Source organism: Peribacillus frigoritolerans, assembly GCF_040250305.1.
Lineage (GTDB): Bacteria > Bacillota > Bacilli > Bacillales > DSM-1321 > Peribacillus.
On the sequence record NZ_CP158190.1, the window covers coordinates 1297306 to 1315260 of the forward strand.

The 17955-nt window shown below is 39.3% G+C and carries 22 protein-coding genes; 12 read left to right on the forward strand and 10 right to left on the reverse strand.

Annotation, left to right across the window (positions count from 1 at the left end):
• The first annotated feature begins 58 nt into the window (after nt 1–58).
• From ABOA58_RS06395 to ABOA58_RS06410, 4 genes are all read left to right on the forward strand, one after another.
• Nucleotides 59–883 carry an ABC transporter ATP-binding protein gene (locus ABOA58_RS06395; protein ID WP_137017077.1) on the forward strand — a complete coding sequence of 275 codons (825 nt, stop codon included), beginning with the start codon at nt 59–61 and terminating at the stop codon, nt 881–883.
• Entirely contained in the window at nt 876–1574 is a 699-nt protein-coding gene (locus ABOA58_RS06400) for a (2Fe-2S)-binding protein (protein WP_350301680.1), read from the forward strand. The genes ABOA58_RS06395 and ABOA58_RS06400 overlap by 8 nt, the downstream gene beginning before the upstream one ends.
• 179 nt (nt 1575–1753) lie before the next feature.
• A complete protein-coding gene (gene yhaM / locus ABOA58_RS06405; RefSeq protein WP_350301681.1) occupies nt 1754–2692 on the forward strand; it encodes a 3'-5' exoribonuclease YhaM in 939 nt (312 codons plus the stop codon).
• Between the two features lie 99 nt (nt 2693–2791).
• Nucleotides 2792–2974, forward strand: a complete 183-nt coding sequence (locus ABOA58_RS06410) for a sporulation YhaL family protein (RefSeq protein ID WP_053344914.1) — start codon at nt 2792–2794, stop codon at nt 2972–2974.
• Nucleotides 2975–3028: 54 nt separating this feature from the next.
• Here the strand turns inward: ABOA58_RS06410 and ABOA58_RS06415 are convergent, their stop codons facing one another.
• Nucleotides 3029–3895 (reverse strand): peptidylprolyl isomerase, encoded by an 867-nt coding sequence (locus tag ABOA58_RS06415; RefSeq protein WP_350301682.1) that lies wholly within the window; start codon nt 3893–3895, stop codon nt 3029–3031.
• Between the two features lie 200 nt (nt 3896–4095).
• On the opposite strand from ABOA58_RS06415, the gene ABOA58_RS06420 reads away from it, so the two are divergent.
• Together ABOA58_RS06420 and ABOA58_RS06425 are read left to right on the forward strand one after the other, a co-directional pair.
• Complete coding sequence (locus ABOA58_RS06420; protein WP_034314701.1) at nt 4096–4179, forward strand: YjcZ family sporulation protein; 84 nt, start codon at nt 4096–4098, stop codon at nt 4177–4179.
• Nucleotides 4180–4364: 185 nt separating this feature from the next.
• Nucleotides 4365–4448, forward strand: coding sequence for a YjcZ family sporulation protein (locus ABOA58_RS06425; RefSeq protein ID WP_061462016.1), 84 nt, complete (start codon nt 4365–4367; stop codon nt 4446–4448).
• 112 nt (nt 4449–4560) lie between these two features.
• Here ABOA58_RS06425 and ABOA58_RS06430 read toward each other — a convergent pair whose 3' ends face one another.
• Nucleotides 4561–4743, reverse strand: coding sequence for a hypothetical protein (locus ABOA58_RS06430; protein ID WP_034314696.1), 183 nt, complete (start codon nt 4741–4743; stop codon nt 4561–4563).
• 108 nt (nt 4744–4851) lie between these two features.
• Entirely contained in the window at nt 4852–5391 is a 540-nt protein-coding gene (locus tag ABOA58_RS06435) for a DUF3267 domain-containing protein (protein WP_350301683.1), read from the reverse strand.
• 243 nt (nt 5392–5634) lie between these two features.
• Here ABOA58_RS06435 and ABOA58_RS06440 point away from each other — a divergent pair, with 243 nt between their 5' ends.
• Nucleotides 5635–5961, forward strand: a complete 327-nt coding sequence (locus ABOA58_RS06440; RefSeq protein WP_101224182.1) for a DUF1878 family protein — start codon at nt 5635–5637, stop codon at nt 5959–5961.
• A 2-nt stretch (nt 5962–5963) separates the two neighbouring features.
• On the opposite strand, the gene ABOA58_RS06445 is transcribed toward ABOA58_RS06440, so the two are convergent.
• The 5 genes from ABOA58_RS06445 to ABOA58_RS06465 all read right to left on the reverse strand — a co-directional run bounded on the left by ABOA58_RS06445 (nt 5964) and on the right by ABOA58_RS06465 (nt 10116).
• The gene (locus ABOA58_RS06445) at nt 5964–6542 is read right to left on the reverse strand and encodes an HTH-type transcriptional regulator Hpr (protein WP_034314691.1); all 579 of its coding nucleotides are present in this window, start codon (nt 6540–6542) and stop codon (nt 5964–5966) included.
• 190 nt (nt 6543–6732) lie between these two features.
• Entirely contained in the window at nt 6733–7095 is a 363-nt protein-coding gene (locus ABOA58_RS06450) for a YtxH domain-containing protein (RefSeq protein ID WP_350301684.1), read from the reverse strand.
• Between the two features lie 588 nt (nt 7096–7683).
• Nucleotides 7684–8202, reverse strand: a complete 519-nt coding sequence (locus ABOA58_RS06455; protein WP_076367276.1) for a tryptophan transporter — start codon at nt 8200–8202, stop codon at nt 7684–7686.
• A 126-nt stretch (nt 8203–8328) separates the two neighbouring features.
• On the reverse strand, nt 8329–9432 hold the full coding sequence (gene serC, locus ABOA58_RS06460) for a 3-phosphoserine/phosphohydroxythreonine transaminase (RefSeq protein WP_350301685.1): 1104 nt from the start codon (nt 9430–9432) through the stop codon (nt 8329–8331).
• Nucleotides 9433–9693: 261 nt separating this feature from the next.
• On the reverse strand, nt 9694–10116 hold the full coding sequence (locus ABOA58_RS06465; RefSeq protein WP_053534082.1) for an HIT family protein: 423 nt from the start codon (nt 10114–10116) through the stop codon (nt 9694–9696).
• A 656-nt stretch (nt 10117–10772) separates the two neighbouring features.
• On the opposite strand from ABOA58_RS06465, the gene ABOA58_RS06470 reads away from it, so the two are divergent.
• From ABOA58_RS06470 to ABOA58_RS06480, 3 genes are all read left to right on the forward strand, one after another.
• Complete coding sequence (locus tag ABOA58_RS06470; RefSeq protein WP_350301686.1) at nt 10773–11516, forward strand: ABC transporter ATP-binding protein; 744 nt, start codon at nt 10773–10775, stop codon at nt 11514–11516.
• Nucleotides 11509–12717 (forward strand): ABC transporter permease, encoded by a 1209-nt coding sequence (locus ABOA58_RS06475; protein WP_137017093.1) that lies wholly within the window; start codon nt 11509–11511, stop codon nt 12715–12717. Before ABOA58_RS06470 ends, ABOA58_RS06475 begins: the two co-directional genes overlap by 8 nt.
• A 496-nt stretch (nt 12718–13213) precedes the next feature.
• A complete protein-coding gene (locus tag ABOA58_RS06480) occupies nt 13214–13921 on the forward strand; it encodes an EcsC family protein (RefSeq protein WP_350301687.1) in 708 nt (235 codons plus the stop codon).
• Between the two features lie 28 nt (nt 13922–13949).
• Here ABOA58_RS06480 and ABOA58_RS06485 read toward each other — a convergent pair whose 3' ends face one another.
• On the reverse strand, nt 13950–15161 hold the full coding sequence (locus ABOA58_RS06485; RefSeq protein WP_350301688.1) for a M20 family metallopeptidase: 1212 nt from the start codon (nt 15159–15161) through the stop codon (nt 13950–13952).
• Between the two features lie 92 nt (nt 15162–15253).
• On the opposite strand from ABOA58_RS06485, the gene ABOA58_RS06490 reads away from it, so the two are divergent.
• Nucleotides 15254–15877 carry a phosphatase PAP2 family protein gene (locus ABOA58_RS06490; protein WP_350301689.1) on the forward strand — a complete coding sequence of 208 codons (624 nt, stop codon included), beginning with the start codon at nt 15254–15256 and terminating at the stop codon, nt 15875–15877.
• Between the two features lie 176 nt (nt 15878–16053).
• On the opposite strand, the gene ABOA58_RS06495 is transcribed toward ABOA58_RS06490, so the two are convergent.
• Nucleotides 16054–16569 carry an antibiotic biosynthesis monooxygenase family protein gene (locus ABOA58_RS06495; RefSeq protein WP_101224173.1) on the reverse strand — a complete coding sequence of 172 codons (516 nt, stop codon included), beginning with the start codon at nt 16567–16569 and terminating at the stop codon, nt 16054–16056.
• Between the two features lie 271 nt (nt 16570–16840).
• Between ABOA58_RS06495 and hemE the strand changes: the two genes are divergently transcribed.
• Nucleotides 16841–17884, forward strand: a complete 1044-nt coding sequence (gene hemE / locus ABOA58_RS06500; RefSeq protein WP_350301690.1) for a uroporphyrinogen decarboxylase — start codon at nt 16841–16843, stop codon at nt 17882–17884.
• The last annotated feature ends 71 nt before the right edge of the window (nt 17885–17955 follow it).

Here is a 17955-nt window from a genome sequence, read left to right on the forward strand (position 1 = left end):
GACAGTGAGAATCATTTTCATTAAACTGGTATTATTAGACTAAAAGGGGAGTATTTTAATGCGACCAGCTATTAACACACAGTCTTTATCGCTCGGTTATGGTGATAAATTAATTATAAATGATATGAATATAGAAATACCCAAAGGGGAGATCACCGTTTTCATCGGTGCTAATGGATGTGGAAAATCAACACTTCTAAGGTCTGTTGCCCGATTGTTAAAACCTCAATCCGGCTCTGTTTTGCTCGAAGGCAAAGCGATCTCGACCATGTCATCGAAGGATGTAGCAAGAAAGATGGCGATTCTTCCACAATCCCCGGTTGCTCCTGAAGGGCTTACAGTATATCAGCTTGTTAAACAAGGAAGATATCCTTATCAAAGTTGGTTGAAACAGTGGAGTTCCGTGGATGAAGAAAAAGTTCAAAAGGCGATTGAAGCAACGAACCTGACCGATTTAAAGGATCAGGCAGTCGATGAATTATCGGGAGGCCAGAAGCAACGGGCATGGATAGCCATGACGCTGGCTCAGGATACGGACATCATTTTATTGGATGAACCAACTACATATCTTGATATGACCCATCAAATCGAGATTTTGGACTTATTGTTCGACTTGAATGAGTTTGAGAACAGAACGATCGTGATGGTGCTTCATGATTTGAATTTAGCTTGCCGTTATGCGGATAATCTGGTGGCACTTAAAGATGGGTCGATACATGCTCAAGGCCGGCCAGAGGATATCATCACGCCTGAATTGGTACAGCATGTATTCAGCATGGACTGCCAAATATCCTTTGATCCAATTTTCGGCAGTCCCATGTGCGTCCCGTTTGGTAAAGGCCGCTACGCCCAAAGTCAGGTAAAAGCGCTGGCCAATGCATAACCTCACACCATCCATGGAAAAAGAGCTGCAAGGATATCGCATATCCTTCCGAGACGAAGCCAAAGTTTCCAAGACCTTCAATCATGCTGATGAACTTATTCAGTATGCACAAGCTCGGACTGGGGCGGAAACGTCAGGGATAGCCATTTCAATGTGGTTCAGACGCTATGCTTTTTTTGTCACGGCACAATTTTACATGTTAAGCAAACATCGGCTTATCTGGGAAGGCACACTTCAGGACATTGGTGTTTTGGATGACCCGGAAGATGAACATTGGCTCCCGAATTTTTTGCTGAAAACTAACAGTTGGAGCAATGTCTCGGAAAAGGAAAGCCCTTCTGCCCTCCATTCCATATTGAGCAGATTTGGTGCTGTTGCCATTCGCTCCTTTTCCGGAACTGCTAAAATATCGAAACTAGTACTCTGGGAAAATATTTGGAGCTATACGGTATGGATGTATAGTGAGTTATTGAAGCAGACTGATATAAAGACGCGAGTTGAAAAGGACATTGAAAAGCTGCTTGAAGATGAAGTATGGCTGAATATTGAAACGCGTTCCCCCTTTAAACGATTCATAGGGGAAAAAAGTGTTCCGGCGTCCATGAATCCTTATAAACGGGTGACATGCTGTTTATATTACCGAATTGAGGGCAAGGAAAAGTGCGCGTATTGTCCGAACAAAAACTGTTGAAATAGATTTGATTGGAGAGCCAGGCTTGGGGTCAAGCCTGGTTTTCTTATGGAGTGATAAGAGAGACGGTCAGCCTAGGCTTTTCCTGTCCATTGTCCATCACTTATTAACGAAAACTAAACGCATTAACGAGATTGGTATGTTATAATGTTGATATTTAATTGAACGGAGGCAGTCGCATGGGAAATGGGATCATACACTACGGAATTGGTGAAGTAGTAGATATATATATGTACATTAAAACGAGTACAAAAGCGGTGGCAAGTAATGGAAAGCCGTTTTTAACATTGATTTTGTGCGATAAAACCGGGGAGATCGAGGCAAAGCTATGGGATGTTTCCGAGGCTGATGAGAAAACATACAGTGCGGAAGCTACGGTGAAAGTTCAAGGGGAAGTCCAGAATTATCGAGGACGCAGCCAATTGAAAATCCGTAACATTAGAATTACTTCAGATATTGATGGGGTCACGAAAGCCGATTTAATTCAAACGGCGCCTTTAAGTCAGGAAGAAATGATGGAAACCATCACTCAATTCATTTTTGAAATGAGGAATCCGAATATCCAAAGGGTGACTAGGCACCTCATTAAAAAATATCAGAATGAATTCCTGACGTTTCCTGCTGCCACCAAGAACCATCATGAGTATATGTCGGGACTGGCCTATCACGTTGTATCGATGCTAGGGCTGGCTAAGGCCATTTCAACCCTATATCCTTCGCTTAATAAGGATCTTTTGTATGCAGGAGTCATTCTGCATGACCTTGGAAAGGTACATGAGCTATCCGGACCTGTTTCGACTGTATATACAGTGGAAGGGAACTTGTTGGGGCATATAACCATCATGGTGAATGAAGTCGGTAAAGCTGCAGAGGAATTGGGCATTGAAGCGGAAGAAATCATGATTCTCAAGCACCTGATACTAAGTCACCATGGTAAAGCTGAGTGGGGCAGTCCCAAGCCGCCAATGGTTAGGGAAGCTGAAGTGCTGCATTATATTGATAATATGGATGCCAAGATAAATATGATGGACCGGGCCTTGGAAAAAGTGAAACCGGGTGAATTTACGGAAAGAGTTTTCGCGCTCGATAATCGTTCATTCTATAAACCAACATTTTAATGAAATATGCTTCTTTCTCGATGGAGAAAGAAGCATATTTTTTTGGTTCGCGCATATTCTCTAGTAAATGAATAGTAGATTTTTTGGGAGGGAATGGACATGCCAATTTGGATCTGGTTCGTGTTTATTGGGATAATTGTCAGTGCAGTCATGTCAATTTGGACAGCTAGGCAGGAACGCCTCATAGATGATGCTTGGATTGAGAAGGAAGGTCAGAAGTACATTGAACGCATGGAAGAAGAGCGCGAGAGGCGTAAAAAGGATATAAATCAGGGAGCATAGCTCGAACCATAAAAAAAAGCGACAGGCAAAGTCCTGTCGCTTTTTACTATTCAATTATTTTTCAGCATTGGCTGCGTCACCGGAAGTGATGGCATCTTTTAGATCTTCGTCTTTAATCTTCACGTCCGCTTTTTTGACTTCTGAATTCAAAATGTCCTGAACTTTAGTTTGGTCAATTTGAGCGACTTTCAAATCATATTCAAGATCTTTTTTCATATCTTCGTATGATTCTTTTTCTTTTGTATCAAGAAGTTGGATGATGTGGTAGCCATAATCGGATTTAATCGGCTTGCTGATTTCATCTTTCTTCATTTTATAAGCTTGCTCTTCAAATGCAGGAACCATTTCACCTTGTCCGAACCAGCCTAGCTCCCCGCCTTTTTCAGCTGTGCCTGTGTCTGTTGAATATTCTTTTGCAAGTTTAGCGAAGTCTTCGCCTTTGTCCAATTTAGCTTTAACTTCGTTTGCTGTTTTTTGGTCTTCCACTAGAATATGTCTCGCTTTGATTTGTGGTTTAAAGTCTTCATAAGCTTTTTTCACATCAGCTTCTTTAACTTTTATATCGGCAACGGCTGCTTTTTCTTGAAGCATGCCGATTTTAAGTGCACGTTTAAGATCATCTTCGCTCTTATATCCGGAAGAGGCAAGGGCCGTTTCGAAATTTTCACCCATTTGCTCTTTAAGTTCGTCCGTTTTAGCTTTAACTTCTTTATCCGTTACTGTATATTTTTCAGAAAGAACTTTTTCATAAACAAGTTCTTGAAGAACGGTTTCACCATAACGGTCTTTCATTACATTGTAAAATTCTTCTTTGGTGATATCCCCCGCTTTAGTTTCCACGACTGCTTCCTTGTCGCTGTTGCATGCTGTAAGTCCGATCAGCCCTGCAGTAACAGCAATCGATAATGCCCACTTCTTCATAAAAACAACTCCTAGTTATAAGTTTCTTGTTTGCTATTTTTTCGTATTTCCACAAAATTAACTATAACATATTCTGGTTACTTTACAAAAAATAATATATTGGTGCATGAATAAGAATTTTTTAAAAAATGGGTGTATGCCTAACCGGATATTAATCCATTACATATGATAAACCGAGGACAACAAAAGGGGGTAGCATAATGGGTAATGGATTTAACGGAGGATTCGCTTTGTTAGTGGTGTTATTCATTTTATTAATAATTGTAGGAGCAGCCTATTGCTAATCGGCTGTAAAATTAATAATGGAAAGAGCCCACTCCTTTTGCCATGGAGTTGAATAGGATAGGGTAGCCGCTCAACAAAAAAGATTGAAGTGATTCTCAAGCTAAGAAAGGAATGGATTCCTTTTGGCGGATATAAGAGTGTGCATGAAGATACTATTACTTAAGAATGGAAAGGAGGAAGATCAATGTCTGGAGGAATAGGTGGAGGCTTTGCTCTAATTGTCGTTCTTTTCATCCTGTTAATCATCATTGGAGCTTCTTGGTTATAAACCCATAAACAAAAGGCGAAGCTGATTGCTTCGCCCTTTTTCTTTATGTGGATAATGCTCCGGGTATCACCAATGTATGTAACAAATGATGGCCATCATTTGTTGCTCATCTCTACGTATACAAAATTTCAATATAGGAGGATAATAACATAATAGTAATTAATACATTAATGGTCCTGAATACTTTAGGCTGCCGGTCTTCAGCAATTTCCTTTTGAATGCATAAAGAGTTTGTCATTCTATTAATATTATAAAGGATCAAAATAGCAAAAATAATAAACCAGAACGAGATCAAAACCTAAAATCCCTCCTTGCAAAACATCATGTATAAATACGATACCAAATTATAATGAAAAAAGATACCTAAAAATCTTATCGGGTATCTTTATGGATAAATAAGAAATCACTTTTGAATAAGTATATCGTATCCTTCGAGATGTTCCTCGATAAAAGAATGCCTTGGGGAACCAACCAGATTTTTTATATAAATAAAATCCGATACGCATAATCCGGTGTGCATGGATAATAAAATAGTGAAATAATGGATGTAATGCGGAAAACTAAGGGCACAACCAATCAATATGACAGACATAATGAAGAAAGGCAACACAAGGGTCAAGAGATAAAGATGCTTTCGAATCGGATCATGCACATTGACTCTGCATGTAAGCACAACGTTCCACTTCAAGGACCAAGAAGTTTTTACTTTTTTACATAATAATCGTAAAGGTAAATAGTGTAATAGTTTGTGAACAGGATATAATAAGAGCAATAGGCTAAAAAATACCATTGTTTGATCGCCATACAAAATAACATGGGTTGAAAAGACACTTAATAATGTATAGATCAGAACAAAAGACATCAATATAGTAAAAACTGAAAAAAAGAGCAGACGGCAATTCCCATATTGTTTTGCCACGTCAATTGTTTTCCACGAATTCATTTCGAAATCAGCCCTCCAAAGCTGTTGAATTTACTTACATACATTACGATGAATGGGTGGAAAAAGCAATGGAATTCTTGGATTAAATTTAAGATAAAATCACTTTAGTGTGTAAGTAGGGCTAAGGGCGATTAATGCCAGGTTTTGAACCAGGGATAAGAAGGATTACTGAGTGTGAAAAATCAAAAATTGGTTATAAGTCTTTTATGTTAAATTGAATGATCGATTGGGGATTAGTGATGTATGAAAAATATAAATGAAGAAATAGAAATTCTCCGTTTTCATCAACGGCTTTTATTAAACCTTATACGCAATCCGGAGGCCAAGTTGGACTATCTATTTGTGGAAAAAAATTTCACGAAGAAGGAAGCGGAAGAATTATTGGAAACATGTGATATCTTGAGCAAACGCTATGAAATAGAAAAAGCGGAAGGGTATATGAACTTTCGACCGCTTTTTAATCAATTTGAAAGAAAGGTTAATCCAAAAATAACCACAAAGGAATGCATTGATGCATGCCTCGCACAGGGGTTATATGTATCATTCATGAAGGAAATGGATAGAGTATGAGATTAAACTGGCTCAGTTTCTTTCTCTATCTTTTTTTTTGTGATTTTACCCTCCACATCAGTAAACTCCTGATCGATGTTATCGAAGGATCGTTCAAAGATTTGCATGAAGTCTTCACCGTATATATTTCGGATGATGGCCATCATTTCAATCATATCCGGAAACTTGCCATAAAGCTCACGCAGTGGAAGTGCACCCGAGAAAGCAGAGTTCTTACTTGGGTCATATGTCTCCATTAAATCAAGTAGGATTTTTTCACCTTCAGCAGTGATCTCTATATAGGTATTCCTTTTGTCATTTTCTTTTTTTGAAAATGTTAAGTACCCGCGTTCCTCTAATTTTTTTGAAAAGTTAAATGCCGTAGAAACATGCATGACCCCAAATTTTGCAACATCTGAAATGGAAGAGCCATTAAGATGGTAGGCAATCCAAAGGATATGGTGCTCATTGATATTTAAATCATAGGGCTTGATCCATTGCTGCCAATCTTTTTCAATCGATTTCCATAATGCTTTGCTTAATTGTGCAATTCGTTGACTAAAAATCATTGCTTCTTTCATAGAATAATTTTTATTCTGCATATTATGGGCTCACCTACTTATAAGATTCTATATATTTATTATGACAATAAAATAAAAATTAATAAAGATAAATATTTGCAAAATTTTTAGAAAATTTTAGTTTTTTTAATGAATTCTCCATTCTTCTCCAATAAATCATGTAATTTATTGGGAAAAATGGAGAATCAAGCTTGTGTGACGATGCCAGCTATTAATTTTTAGAAGTAGGTGCGGCCGCTTCCAATTCCTTCAATGAATTTTCGATTTCCTGAACGTTCTTCAATAATTCATTCTTATTGGGTTCGATTTCCCGCTTCCAGTTCTCGATGACGACCTGAACATCCGAAATGAACGTTTTTACCGTTTCTTTGCTGATTTGTGAAGCTTCCATCGTGTCATCTTTAATATTCAGCATTTTTACCTTTAACTCATCAATTGTATTCTTAATTTCGTCGGTATTCGTTTTGATGCGGGTCCGTAGATCTTTACCTGAACTTGGTGTTGAAAGTAAGGTTGCCGCACCAGCTACTACTGTTCCGGTCAAAAAGCCAATTAGTAATGATTTTGCTTTCATTAGGATCACCTCATTTTATAATATGTTTTCGCTTTCCATGGTCTGAATCCCTGCTGCATCAATTGGAAATTATGATAAATAGGGAGAGAAATACTATTGATATCAAAATACCATAATTTTCATTCTTATGGAAGAGAATCGACCATTTTATCTTTATATCACAAAAATATTTTTTTAAACTTAGAGAGTAAATATATAATATTTAAAAATAACTTGAAGCTTTATTAATAATGCTACATATAAAGGGAAGAGCAGCATATAGATAATAAAAACAAGCTGTCGGAACATGGATGGCACTGGTGGGTTAATAATGAAAATCATTTTTTTATTAGGCCTGGTATGCCTGTGCGGAATGGGGTATTTTCTAAGGCAAGCAAAAACTCCTGGCATCTATCCGCCCAAGAGGGTGCTCCAGGCTAGAGCCTTCGCTATGGGTCTCCCTGGGGTTTTACTGCTTTTCATTTGGTTTATGTGGATATTGATTCATTGATCATTGGAGGATGATTGTGACTAGAATTCCAGATTCATAAGATTGGAAAAAAAGCACCGGACATTCCGGTGCTTTTTTAGGTATGATGATCCTGCTGCTTAAGCATTAATGGGTATATTTGATTTTCTTACGATGCCGTTCACAATTGGATAAATGATGACCATCGCAACTGTATTTAACAGTACGGCAGGAAGTACAACTGCGCCGAAAAGTGCAACGAAAGGCCCTGGAAGGGAAACGATATAATAAGCCGAACCAAGGAAGACAGCGCCGGAAATCATTGTTCCTACGGCAGTCAAGATACTAACGGTGACAACGGATGTTGAAAACTTCTTAAGACTGATGAATAAAAGGTAAAACAGAAAGGCTGTTGCCAATTTGTCTATGATATTTGGAATCTGTCCTCCAGGAAATGTAGTTGTCATGGCAGAGATGGCTCCAGCTGCCAGGGCGACAATGAATACATTCTTCTTCGCGGGAAACAGGGTAATCGCCAAAAACATCATCAACAGCATCATATCCGGTTTCATTCCAAGGAAGAATCCAGGTACGATAAAATGCAGGGCAGCCCCAATCCCGATTAATAGGGACAGTGACACAAGGGTTTTCGTTTTCATTTACTCATCTCTCCTATTCTCATCTCAACTAACATCTTTTCTTCAACAATGCACTATTGCCTGTTGCAAGAAGTTTAAAATAGTATATCATAAGACCTATTTTTTTAGAAGTTATATTTGTTTGAATTAAAGGGTTTGAGCTTCTTTCGCTTTATACGATTCCTGGAATTTCTTCATGAAATCAGCAAGGTCCTGGCAATGGGATAGAGGGACCGCATTATAGATGGAAGCTCTGCAGCCGCCAATGGAACGGTGACCGTTCAGTCCTACGAATCCGGCTTGCTTCACTTCTTTAAGGAATTGTACTTCAGCTTCTTCAGACGGAAGCGTGAACGTTACATTCATTAATGAACGGCTGTCCGGTAGGGCATGGCCTTTATAAAAACCATCACTGCCGTCGATGGCATCGTAAATGACTTTTGCTTTTTCTTCATTGATCTCAGCAATCTTTTCCACGCCGCCCTGTTCTTTTGCCCAATCCAACACAAGGGACAATAAGTAAATGGCCAATGTCGGAGGAGTGTTGTATAAAGATTTATTTTTTGAATGGATAGAATAGTTCATCATGGATGGGATTTTGTCATTATCCGTTATTAAATCTTTACGGATGATAACCACTGTGATTCCAGACGGACCTAGATTCTTTTGTGCACCTGCATAGATGATGCCGAATTTACTAATATCAATCTTTTTGCTGAGAATATCACTTGACATATCGGCTACTAAAGGAATGTTGCCTGTTTCCGGGAAATCCTTCCACTGTGTTCCGTAAATCGTATTATTGCTTGTGATATGAAGATATGCAGCATCATCATTCAATTTGATATCTTCAACTTTAGGGATGAACGTATATTTCTCATCTTTGGATGAAGCGACTACGGACGTTTCACCAACCTTTTTGGCTTCTTTTAATGCTTTTTCCGACCAAGAACCAGTGAGGACATAATCTGCCCTTTTTCCATCATTCAAAATGTTCATGGGAATCATGGAGAATTGCAGACTTGCTCCTCCTTGCAGCAGGAGAACTTCATAATTTTCAGGAATTTCCATAAGGTCTTTTAATGATTGGATGGCATGGTTATGAATTTTTTCGAATTCCGAACTTCTATGGCTTAATTCCATGACGGACATACCGGAATCCTCAATATTCAACCATTCGTTTTGGGCTCTTTGTAAAACTTCTAAGGGAAGGGCGGCTGGCCCAGCGTTAAAATTGCGTGCACGTTTCAATTTTTTTCCTCCTATGCGACTATGTGATAAAGTATTTGAGACTATTCATATATCCTACCAGAAAACTAAATTCAATAGGAGGAAAATTTAGAATTTTAAGTGACAATCCATTTTAATGATAGGCCAAAGTAAAAAAGGTCCTGCACTTTAAAGTGAGGACCAAATTAGGATCATTGTTTTTTCATGCAACAAGCGTGCTTAATCTCAATTCTTTTAAAAAGATATTAAGAAAGGAGAAAGAAACCAACATGTGCCAGCAGTTCATTTTAAATGCTGTGCAATGGAGTCAGCGATTTGTTTCAGGTCATCTGGTGTATAGTCGCTGGTATTCGTTTTCCAAACTGCCCCAAACCCGTCACCTTCTCCATGCCGTGGAATTAAATGCATGTGAAAATGGAAAACGGACTGTCCTGCAGCTTCCCCGTTATTATTTAAAAGGTTCAGGCCTACAGGTTGGAACTCCTGTTTCATGGCGCGGGCAATTTCCGGTACCACTTCAAAAAGATTCTTGGCAATCTCAGGTGTCAACTCATAAAGATTTTCCTTATGTACTTTAGGTATTACCAGCGTATGGCCTTTTGTTACTTGACTGATATCGAGAAAGGCCAATACATGTTCATTTTCGAAAACTTTGCTGCTTGGAATTTCCCCGTCGATTATTTTGCAAAAAATGCAATCACTCATTAAAAACGCTCCTTTAAAAGTTAATGTATTTGGTTAATCGTACCATAGCTTGAATCCTTGAGAAAAGGAAAAATCATAAAAACAGGATGCAACATTAAGTTGCACCCTGCCTGTCGAAAAAGGGGGTTTTGCTTCAAAATCGCATTAGCATAAATTCTCTGCGACAAACACCTCATCTACATTTTAGTAAAATACGGTCATTATCTGATTAGAGATTTTCGATTCAAAGCAACCATCTCCTATATCTTTAAAGTTTCATCAACTTTCAAAGCATAATTGATAATTATTGAATGATTTTTCTGCTTTTACGTGCAAGCGAACCATCTCCTTGCTCGAAACGATTTTTTTATGAAGCTTCTGGTTTAATTCAGTTATACGTCTTTAACTGACACCTCATTTACAATATGATGTGAATCATTTGTAATAAACTTATGGGTATTTCAGTGTAATACGTCTTTAACTGACACCTCATTTACAATATGATGTGAATCACACGTAATGACTAACCCCTTCTTCCTTAATTATGATGACCACCAAGGAGGGAAAATATAATTAGTTATTTATGGAAATTTAGTTCGGGGAACACTCGACTATATAAAAGCAGGAGAATTTGATAAAATGGAAATAAGAACCTCTATATAGAAAGGATCGTTTATATGTCCTTATTGGAAATAAAGCAATTAGTGGGCGGATACACGAAAACGCCCGTTTTAAAAGGAATAAGTTTTGACATTCAGCCAAATGAGCTAGTAGGGTTAATTGGGCTCAACGGGGCTGGGAAAAGTACGACAATTAAACATATCATCGGACTCATGGAGCCGAAAGGCGGAAGTGTCTCGATTCATGGTAAAACACTTGCCCAGGACCCGGATTCATATCGTAAACAATTCACTTATGTTCCAGAAACGCCAATCTTGTATGATGAGCTTACACTTGAGGAGCATTTAAAGCTTACGGCCATGGCACATGGTTTGGCGGAAGCCACATATAAAGAGAGGATGGACGTTCTGTTAAAGGAATTCCATATGGAGAAAAGGCTTAAATGGTTCCCGGCACATTTTTCAAAGGGAATGAAGCAAAAGGTCATGATCATGTGCGCCTTTTTAGTGCAGCCGTCTTTATATATCGTCGACGAACCATTCGTGGGTCTTGATCCATTAGGCATTCAGTCACTGCTTGACTTGATGAGGAAGATGAAAGAGAGCGGTGCGGGAATTTTAATGTCTACACATATACTGGCGACAGCCGAGAGGTATTGTGATTCTTTCATCATATTGCATAATGGAGAGATTCGGGCAAAAGGCAATCTTGAGCAGCTTCGTGAACAATTTTCCATGCCAGGGGCAACCCTTGACGATTTATATATCCAATTGACGAAAGAAGAAATCGGTCATGAATAGTCAAAATCTCTGGAAGGAAAGATATTTAGGCTATATAAATGAAACGCAAAAATATCTTCGCTATATTTTTAATGGCCATCTTGTTTTTGTCATGGTATTGGTTCTTGGTGGTTTAGCTTATTATTACAGTGATTGGGTGAAGACGTTAAACAGTGATTTCCCTGCTGAATTGATCATGGCCTTAGTTTTATCGATCATTGTAACCAGAAGCCCGATAAATACTTTCTTGAAAGAACCCGATACGGTATTCCTGCTTCCGCTTGAAACGAAGTTGAGAAGCTATTTCAAGAATTCACTGATATTAAGTTGGGTCATGCAAGGCTTTATTCTTCTGGTTGTCCTGATTGCATCGATACCGATGTATTCGAAGGTTACGGGTGCAGGAGGTAAGGACCTTGGAATCATCCTGGTCGTTTTGCTTATTTTGAAGTTTTTGAATTTAACCATGCGCTGGCTGGTATTAAAATATCAGGATACATCAGTGAGCCATTGGGACTCTCTCATCCGCTTTTTACTTAATGGAGTGATTCTTTATTTCATCTGTTCAAGGGCAAATATACTGTTTGCACTTATAACCTTCTTATTGTTGTTAGGACTTTACATGTATTACCGAAGCGCAACTAAAGGTTTTGTGCTGAAGTGGGAACGGCTGGTGGAACTGGAAAACAAACGGATGAATTCTTTCTATCGAATAGCGAACATGTTTACTGATGTTCCTCATTTGAAAGGGAAGGTAGCGAGAAGGAAATGGATGGACTGGCTATTATCACTCATTCCGTATGGTGATAAATCAACTTATACCTATCTTTACGCCCGTACTCTTCTGCGATCCAATGATTATGTGGGCCTTTGTTTTCGTTTAACTATCATTGGATCCGTGATTTTAAGTGTATTCACTAACATATGGGCACATTTGATTGTAACGTTCATGTTCCTATTCATGACAGCCCTGCAACTGCTGCCGGTATGGAAGGCACATGAATGGAAAGTATGGGTCTCACTATATCCATTGCCAGCAAAAATGAGAGAATCCGCAGTCATAAAGCTAATTTCCTATTTCCTATTATTTGAGGACCTTGTCTTCAGTTTGGTCCTGCTAGTGAAAGGGGAATGGATGTCCGCTTTAGCCGCCTTGGCAATGGGGCTTGTTTTCATATTCGGTTTTAAAATTTATGCAGCAAAGAAAATAAAAAACTTTTAAGCAGAAGCTGATTTTCATAAAATCAGCTTTTTCTTTATTAATGTTTCAGTTGATTTCAGAAATCCGCTCCCTTTCCGCCGACTGTCTGCCAAGCCGCATCAAAGCAAGCGCCTGTGGGGTCTCGGCTAGCCAGTTATTCGGTAGGAGTCTCGCAAATTTCTTCAATCCAATAAGGATTACAGTAAAAAAACATCAAGGATAACCTAGTCTAAAACTTGGTTCGGAATAAACCAGCCTGCAGTTTTTATTTTAAAAAACGTTCCAGTTGATTGGAACGTAAGGTACGAGACTCCTGCGGGAAAAGCGTGGCCAAGGGAGACCCCACAGAGGCAAAGAGCGCCGAGGAGGCTCCCGGACCGCCTGCGGAAAGCGAGTGCCTGGAGTGGAAAACAACGTTTCAGTTGATTTTATGAAAAATCAGCTTTTTCTTTTAAGAAATGAAAATAAAAAATAAAAGCCTCGTAGGGGGTATATACATATTTAACGGAGGTGTTAAATGATGGATGAATATGAACAAAAAGCATTTTCGGAACTAATATCATGGAAAAAGAAAGTAGCCAAAAAATCCGGCAGGCTTGAGCGGATGTCTAAAAAGGCGCAAATCAAATTGAATAGTTATATTCCAGACCGAGTGCACAAAATGATTACTGATAGTATTAAAGGGATGATTGAGGCCGTATTATCAGGTTCTAAATATATGTCTAAAGAAAAAAATGCAGTGCTACTATCCTTGCAGCAAAAAGAAGAGTGGGTTGCGGAAACCGTAACGGCATATCGGAAAACGGCCGTTATAGAAGGTGTGGGAACCGGGGCGGCAGGGCTTTTAATTGGATTGGCTGATTTCCCATTACTGCTTAGCATCAAGATGAAATTATTATTCGAACTATCCCGTATATACGGTTTCGATCCAAATAAATATGAGGAACGATTATTCATTCTCCATATCTTCCAGATGGCATTTTCAAGCGAGGAGAAGAAATTGGAAACATTACAGGTAATAGAGGAATGGGATTCAGGGAAATGGCCGGAAATAGACTGGCAAGAGTTTCAGCAGGAATATCGCGATCACATCGATGTCATCAAAATGTTCCAGCTCGTTCCAGGTATTGGGGCAGCTGTCGGTGGATATGCCAACCATCATTTGTTGGAACATCTTGGGGAAACGGCTGTCAATTGTTACCGAATCAGACTTCTTAAAGAGTAAGGGACGGGGATAGCCCGTCCCTTTACCATTACCGCAATAAAGATTCATTCACCATTTGGGATGATTGTTTCTTATTGTGATAGGTTACCGCTGCAGTGCCTAATATTTTGGCTGCAATGAGCATCGCATTTTCATCAATGTCAAACAAAGGATGATGATGCGGAAATGTATGTTCATTTTTTGGCCTGGCTCCCGTAAAGAAGAATGTACCTTTTACATTTTGTAAATAATAAGAAAAATCTTCACCTGTCATATCCGGGTCAATTTCCTCTGTAATCAAAACTTCCTTGACTGACTCAGTGCTTTCGATGAGGAATTTAGTTTCCTCAACATGTGGAATAACAGGTGGATAACCTTGAAAGTATTGATATTCATAGGTGCAGTCCGCAGCTAGGCAGGTTCCTTTAACAATCCGCTCCATTTCCTCGCTAATGAATGAACGGACATCTTCCTTGAATGTACGGACTGTCCCGATTATTTTAGCCTTATCTGCTATGACGTTAAAGGCATTATCTGCTACAAAGGAACCGACGGTAATGACTGCAGAATCTATTGGGTTTAGGCGGCGGCTCACTATTTGCTGCAGGGCCATGACGAGCTGAGAGCCGACTACGATTGCATCACGGGTTTTATGCGGCTGGGCTCCATGCCCGCCCTGCCCTTGAATGGTGATTTCAAAACGGTCAGCAGCGGCCATAAGGGGTCCATAAGCGTATTGGACTGTTCCGGTTGGGGCCGTTGCCCATAAATGGGTGCCGAAAATTACATCCACTCCATCAAGGCAGCCAGCCTCAATCATCGGTTTGGCACCCCCTGGAGCATATTCTTCAGCATGCTGGTGGATAAATATATATTCACCTTCGAGCTCATCCTTCAGTTCATTCAGATTTTTTGCAAGGACAAGGAGTGTCGCTGTATGGCCATCGTGTCCACACGCATGCATTACCCCGGGTACGGAAGATTTATAGGGAACTTCTTTTTCATCTTGAATGGGTAAGGCGTCGAAATCGGCGCGCAATGCTACGGTTTTACCAGGCTTACTGCCTGTGACCTTGGCAATAACCCCATTACCGCCTACATTCGTCCGGTGTTCGATTCCAAGTTTTTCATAATATCCAGCGATGAAGGCCGCCGTTTGGGTTTCTCGAAAAGAAAGCTCGGGGTGTTGATGAAGATAACGCCGGATGGAAACCATTTCTTCATATGAACCATCTAGAAGATCGTGTAATTGCTGTATCATTTTGCACCTCCCAATGATTGGATTAATTGTAAATAGTATATCATATTCTGAATAATCCAAAGTGTATTAAATACCTCGAGGAGAGATATATAATGATTAAATATTTCTGGATTGCTTTGGTTTTGCTTTGCATATTGCTATTCTTTTTTTTGATGCATGAAGTCCAAAGTGAGGAGGCTTTAGCGTTCGATACATATATTGCGGAACTTTTTTCCGTAGGTGAAAATACTTTTTCGTTCACTTTCTTCAAGACCATTACTTATCTTGGGAAATCCAAGTTCATTGGTTTTGGAAGCTTATTATGTGTTCTATATTTGTGGATAATAAAGAAGGATTATTGGACCATGGCCGTCTTCTCTATCGGAATTGCTGGGGGTGATGTGTTAAACGGGTGGATAAAAAATCATGTTAAAAGAGTGCGCCCTGAAAATCATTTGATGGAGACCGCTGGCTTCAGTTTTCCAAGTGGACACGCAATGGTGGGCCTTATTTTCTTCAGTATGGTTGCTTATTTAATCATGAAAGAAATTAAAGGAAACTCATTGAAATGGGCAGTGGGAGTCGGTTTCGTTTGTCTCATTCTGCTAATTGGTGTCAGCAGGATCGCTATGAAAGTTCATTTTCCAACTGATATCTTTGCAGGTTTTGCATTAGGAGCGGCATATAGTTTAACCTTGTTTAAATTGTATAAATTCCTGGGGCCTAGAGTACTTTGAAAAAAGGATTCAGATAAAATATATGTAAATATCCGTTGCATTTCCCCGGAAATAAAGAAGGAATTTGTCGGATTGTTATAGGGTTTTTATGATTTTTTAGCGTCCAAATAACGATCTGCATTACTATGAAGAGGCCCATCCTTAAGGGGATGGGCCTTTTATTGAACAAGAATGGATTATTCTTCGGAATCCTTCACCAATGTATATTGAGTGACATAAGCTTCACCGGAAAACATCTTCTGGCTGGAATTCGTAACGGGAGCTTTGGAGTCGCTGTTATGCGCCATCTTAAAGGAACCGGAATTCTTCCAGTTCAGGAAATCAGCTTGTTTCTCCCAAATCGTTAGAATTACATAAGTTTCAGAGTTGATTGGCCGCAGTACACGAAGTGCGACGAAACCTGGTTCATTTTCAATGAATCCGGCCCTGTTTTTAAAACGATGTTCGAATACCGGCCTTCCTTCTTCACTTACAGGGATATTGTTCATGACTACATACCCATGATCCTGAAGGTTTCCTTTCCCATCAACTACTTCATACTTACGTGGAGAGCTGAAGATCGTTTTACCTGTTGTTTCATGTAAAAGTACTGCAGTGTCAGGATTTTGCATAAGTAATATTTTTTCATTCGGGTGCTTATCTTTTTTGATTTTTAAAAAATCGTAAGTGCCTGATGTGATGAATACATTCATAAATTCCCCTCCAATTTCTATATAGTACCTGTATACCCATTTTACCCAATGAATAGTGCTTTTACCATTTCCAAACTAACCACTAGGCTTGTAAACCGGTAGGATACTTATAAAAACGTCGATTTTCTGACAAATATATAGGTTGGCTATACTTCTATTATAGAAAAAGCTATAGTTTAAGGAGATTCGATTTGAAATTCAACATCCTTCTGATATTCTATGTAGGTAATGAATAAAAATAGAAACGTGATTGCTTGAAAGGTGGATATTAATGTCTAAGGAAATTACGAATGATACATTCTTAAAAGCTGCGAGAGGAGAGAAAACGGATCATGTGCCTGTTTGGTATATGCGTCAGGCCGGCCGTTCACAGCCGGAATACCGTAAATTGAAAGAGAAGTACTCACTTTTTGAAATTACTCATCAGCCGGAATTATGTGCTTATGTAACTAGATTGCCAGTCGAGCAATATGATGTAGACGCTGCGATTTTATATAAAGATATAATGACACCGCTACCAGCCATTGGTGTCGATGTTGAGATTAAGTCCGGAATCGGTCCAGTCATATCCAATCCGATCCAATCGGTGTCAGATGTTGAAAAATTAGGTGAATTGAACCCAGAGAAAGACATCCCATATGTGTTGGACACGATTAAATTATTGACCACGGAGCAATTGTCCGTTCCTTTGATCGGTTTCTCCGGGGCACCGTTCACCATTGCTTCATACATGATTGAAGGCGGCCCCTCCAAAAACTACAATAAGACGAAAGCTTTCATGTATACAGAGCCAAAGGCCTGGTTTGCATTAATGGATAAGCTAGCGGATATGATCATCATCTATGTCAAGTCGCAAATCAAAGCCGGCGTCAAAGCCATCCAAATCTTTGATTCCTGGGTGGGTGCTTTGAATGTTGAAGATTACCGCGTATTCATCAAGCCGATCATGACTCGTATCTTTTCATCATTGCGTGAAGAAAATGTACCGCTAATCATGTTCGGGGTCGGCGCAAGTCACTTGGCACTTGAGTGGAATGATCTTCCTATTGATGTAGTAGGGCTCGATTGGAGACTGCCAATTACAGAAGCGAGACAAATGGGAATCCAGAAAACGGTACAAGGTAATCTTGATCCTGCCCTGCTATTATCATCATGGGATGTTATAGAAGAACGGACGAAAAGGATCCTGGATCAGGGCATGGAACAGGACGGCTACATCTTTAATCTTGGACATGGGGTTTTCCCTTCCGTAAACCCGGAAACACTGAAGAGGCTGACCGCTTTCATTCATGAATATTCTTCAAAAATGAAATAAGTTGAGCGAACCATTTGCTAAAAATACTTAAATGGATGCACAATAAAAGAACGAAATCTTTAAAAGAGGTG

Bases quoted from the DNA above. Each gene is read 5' to 3' on its own strand.
- ABOA58_RS06395 (WP_137017077.1), top strand. From the start codon at position 59: ATGCGACCAGCTATTAACACACAGTCTTTATCGCTCGGTTATGGTGAT.
- ABOA58_RS06490 (WP_350301689.1), top strand. From the start codon at position 15,254: ATGATTAAATATTTCTGGATTGCTTTGGTTTTGCTTTGCATATTGCTA.
- ABOA58_RS06425 (WP_061462016.1), top strand. From the start codon at position 4,365: ATGTCTGGAGGAATAGGTGGAGGCTTTGCTCTAATTGTCGTTCTTTTC.
- ABOA58_RS06480 (WP_350301687.1), top strand. From the start codon at position 13,214: ATGATGGATGAATATGAACAAAAAGCATTTTCGGAACTAATATCATGG.
- ABOA58_RS06415 (WP_350301682.1), bottom strand. From the start codon at position 3,895: ATGAAGAAGTGGGCATTATCGATTGCTGTTACTGCAGGGCTGATCGGA.
- ABOA58_RS06435 (WP_350301683.1), bottom strand. From the start codon at position 5,391: ATGAATTCGTGGAAAACAATTGACGTGGCAAAACAATATGGGAATTGC.
- ABOA58_RS06465 (WP_053534082.1), bottom strand. From the start codon at position 10,116: ATGAGTGATTGCATTTTTTGCAAAATAATCGACGGGGAAATTCCAAGC.
- ABOA58_RS06440 (WP_101224182.1), top strand. From the start codon at position 5,635: ATGAAAAATATAAATGAAGAAATAGAAATTCTCCGTTTTCATCAACGG.
- ABOA58_RS06470 (WP_350301686.1), top strand. From the start codon at position 10,773: ATGTCCTTATTGGAAATAAAGCAATTAGTGGGCGGATACACGAAAACG.
- ABOA58_RS06450 (WP_350301684.1), bottom strand. From the start codon at position 7,095: ATGAAAGCAAAATCATTACTAATTGGCTTTTTGACCGGAACAGTAGTA.
- ABOA58_RS06445 (WP_034314691.1), bottom strand. From the start codon at position 6,542: ATGCAGAATAAAAATTATTCTATGAAAGAAGCAATGATTTTTAGTCAA.
- ABOA58_RS06410 (WP_053344914.1), top strand. From the start codon at position 2,792: ATGCCAATTTGGATCTGGTTCGTGTTTATTGGGATAATTGTCAGTGCA.
- ABOA58_RS06495 (WP_101224173.1), bottom strand. From the start codon at position 16,569: ATGAATGTATTCATCACATCAGGCACTTACGATTTTTTAAAAATCAAA.
- ABOA58_RS06400 (WP_350301680.1), top strand. From the start codon at position 876: ATGCATAACCTCACACCATCCATGGAAAAAGAGCTGCAAGGATATCGC.
- ABOA58_RS06475 (WP_137017093.1), top strand. From the start codon at position 11,509: ATGAATAGTCAAAATCTCTGGAAGGAAAGATATTTAGGCTATATAAAT.
- hemE (WP_350301690.1), top strand. From the start codon at position 16,841: ATGTCTAAGGAAATTACGAATGATACATTCTTAAAAGCTGCGAGAGGA.
- ABOA58_RS06455 (WP_076367276.1), bottom strand. From the start codon at position 8,202: ATGAAAACGAAAACCCTTGTGTCACTGTCCCTATTAATCGGGATTGGG.
- ABOA58_RS06485 (WP_350301688.1), bottom strand. From the start codon at position 15,161: ATGATACAGCAATTACACGATCTTCTAGATGGTTCATATGAAGAAATG.
- yhaM (WP_350301681.1), top strand. From the start codon at position 1,754: ATGGGAAATGGGATCATACACTACGGAATTGGTGAAGTAGTAGATATA.
- ABOA58_RS06420 (WP_034314701.1), top strand. From the start codon at position 4,096: ATGGGTAATGGATTTAACGGAGGATTCGCTTTGTTAGTGGTGTTATTC.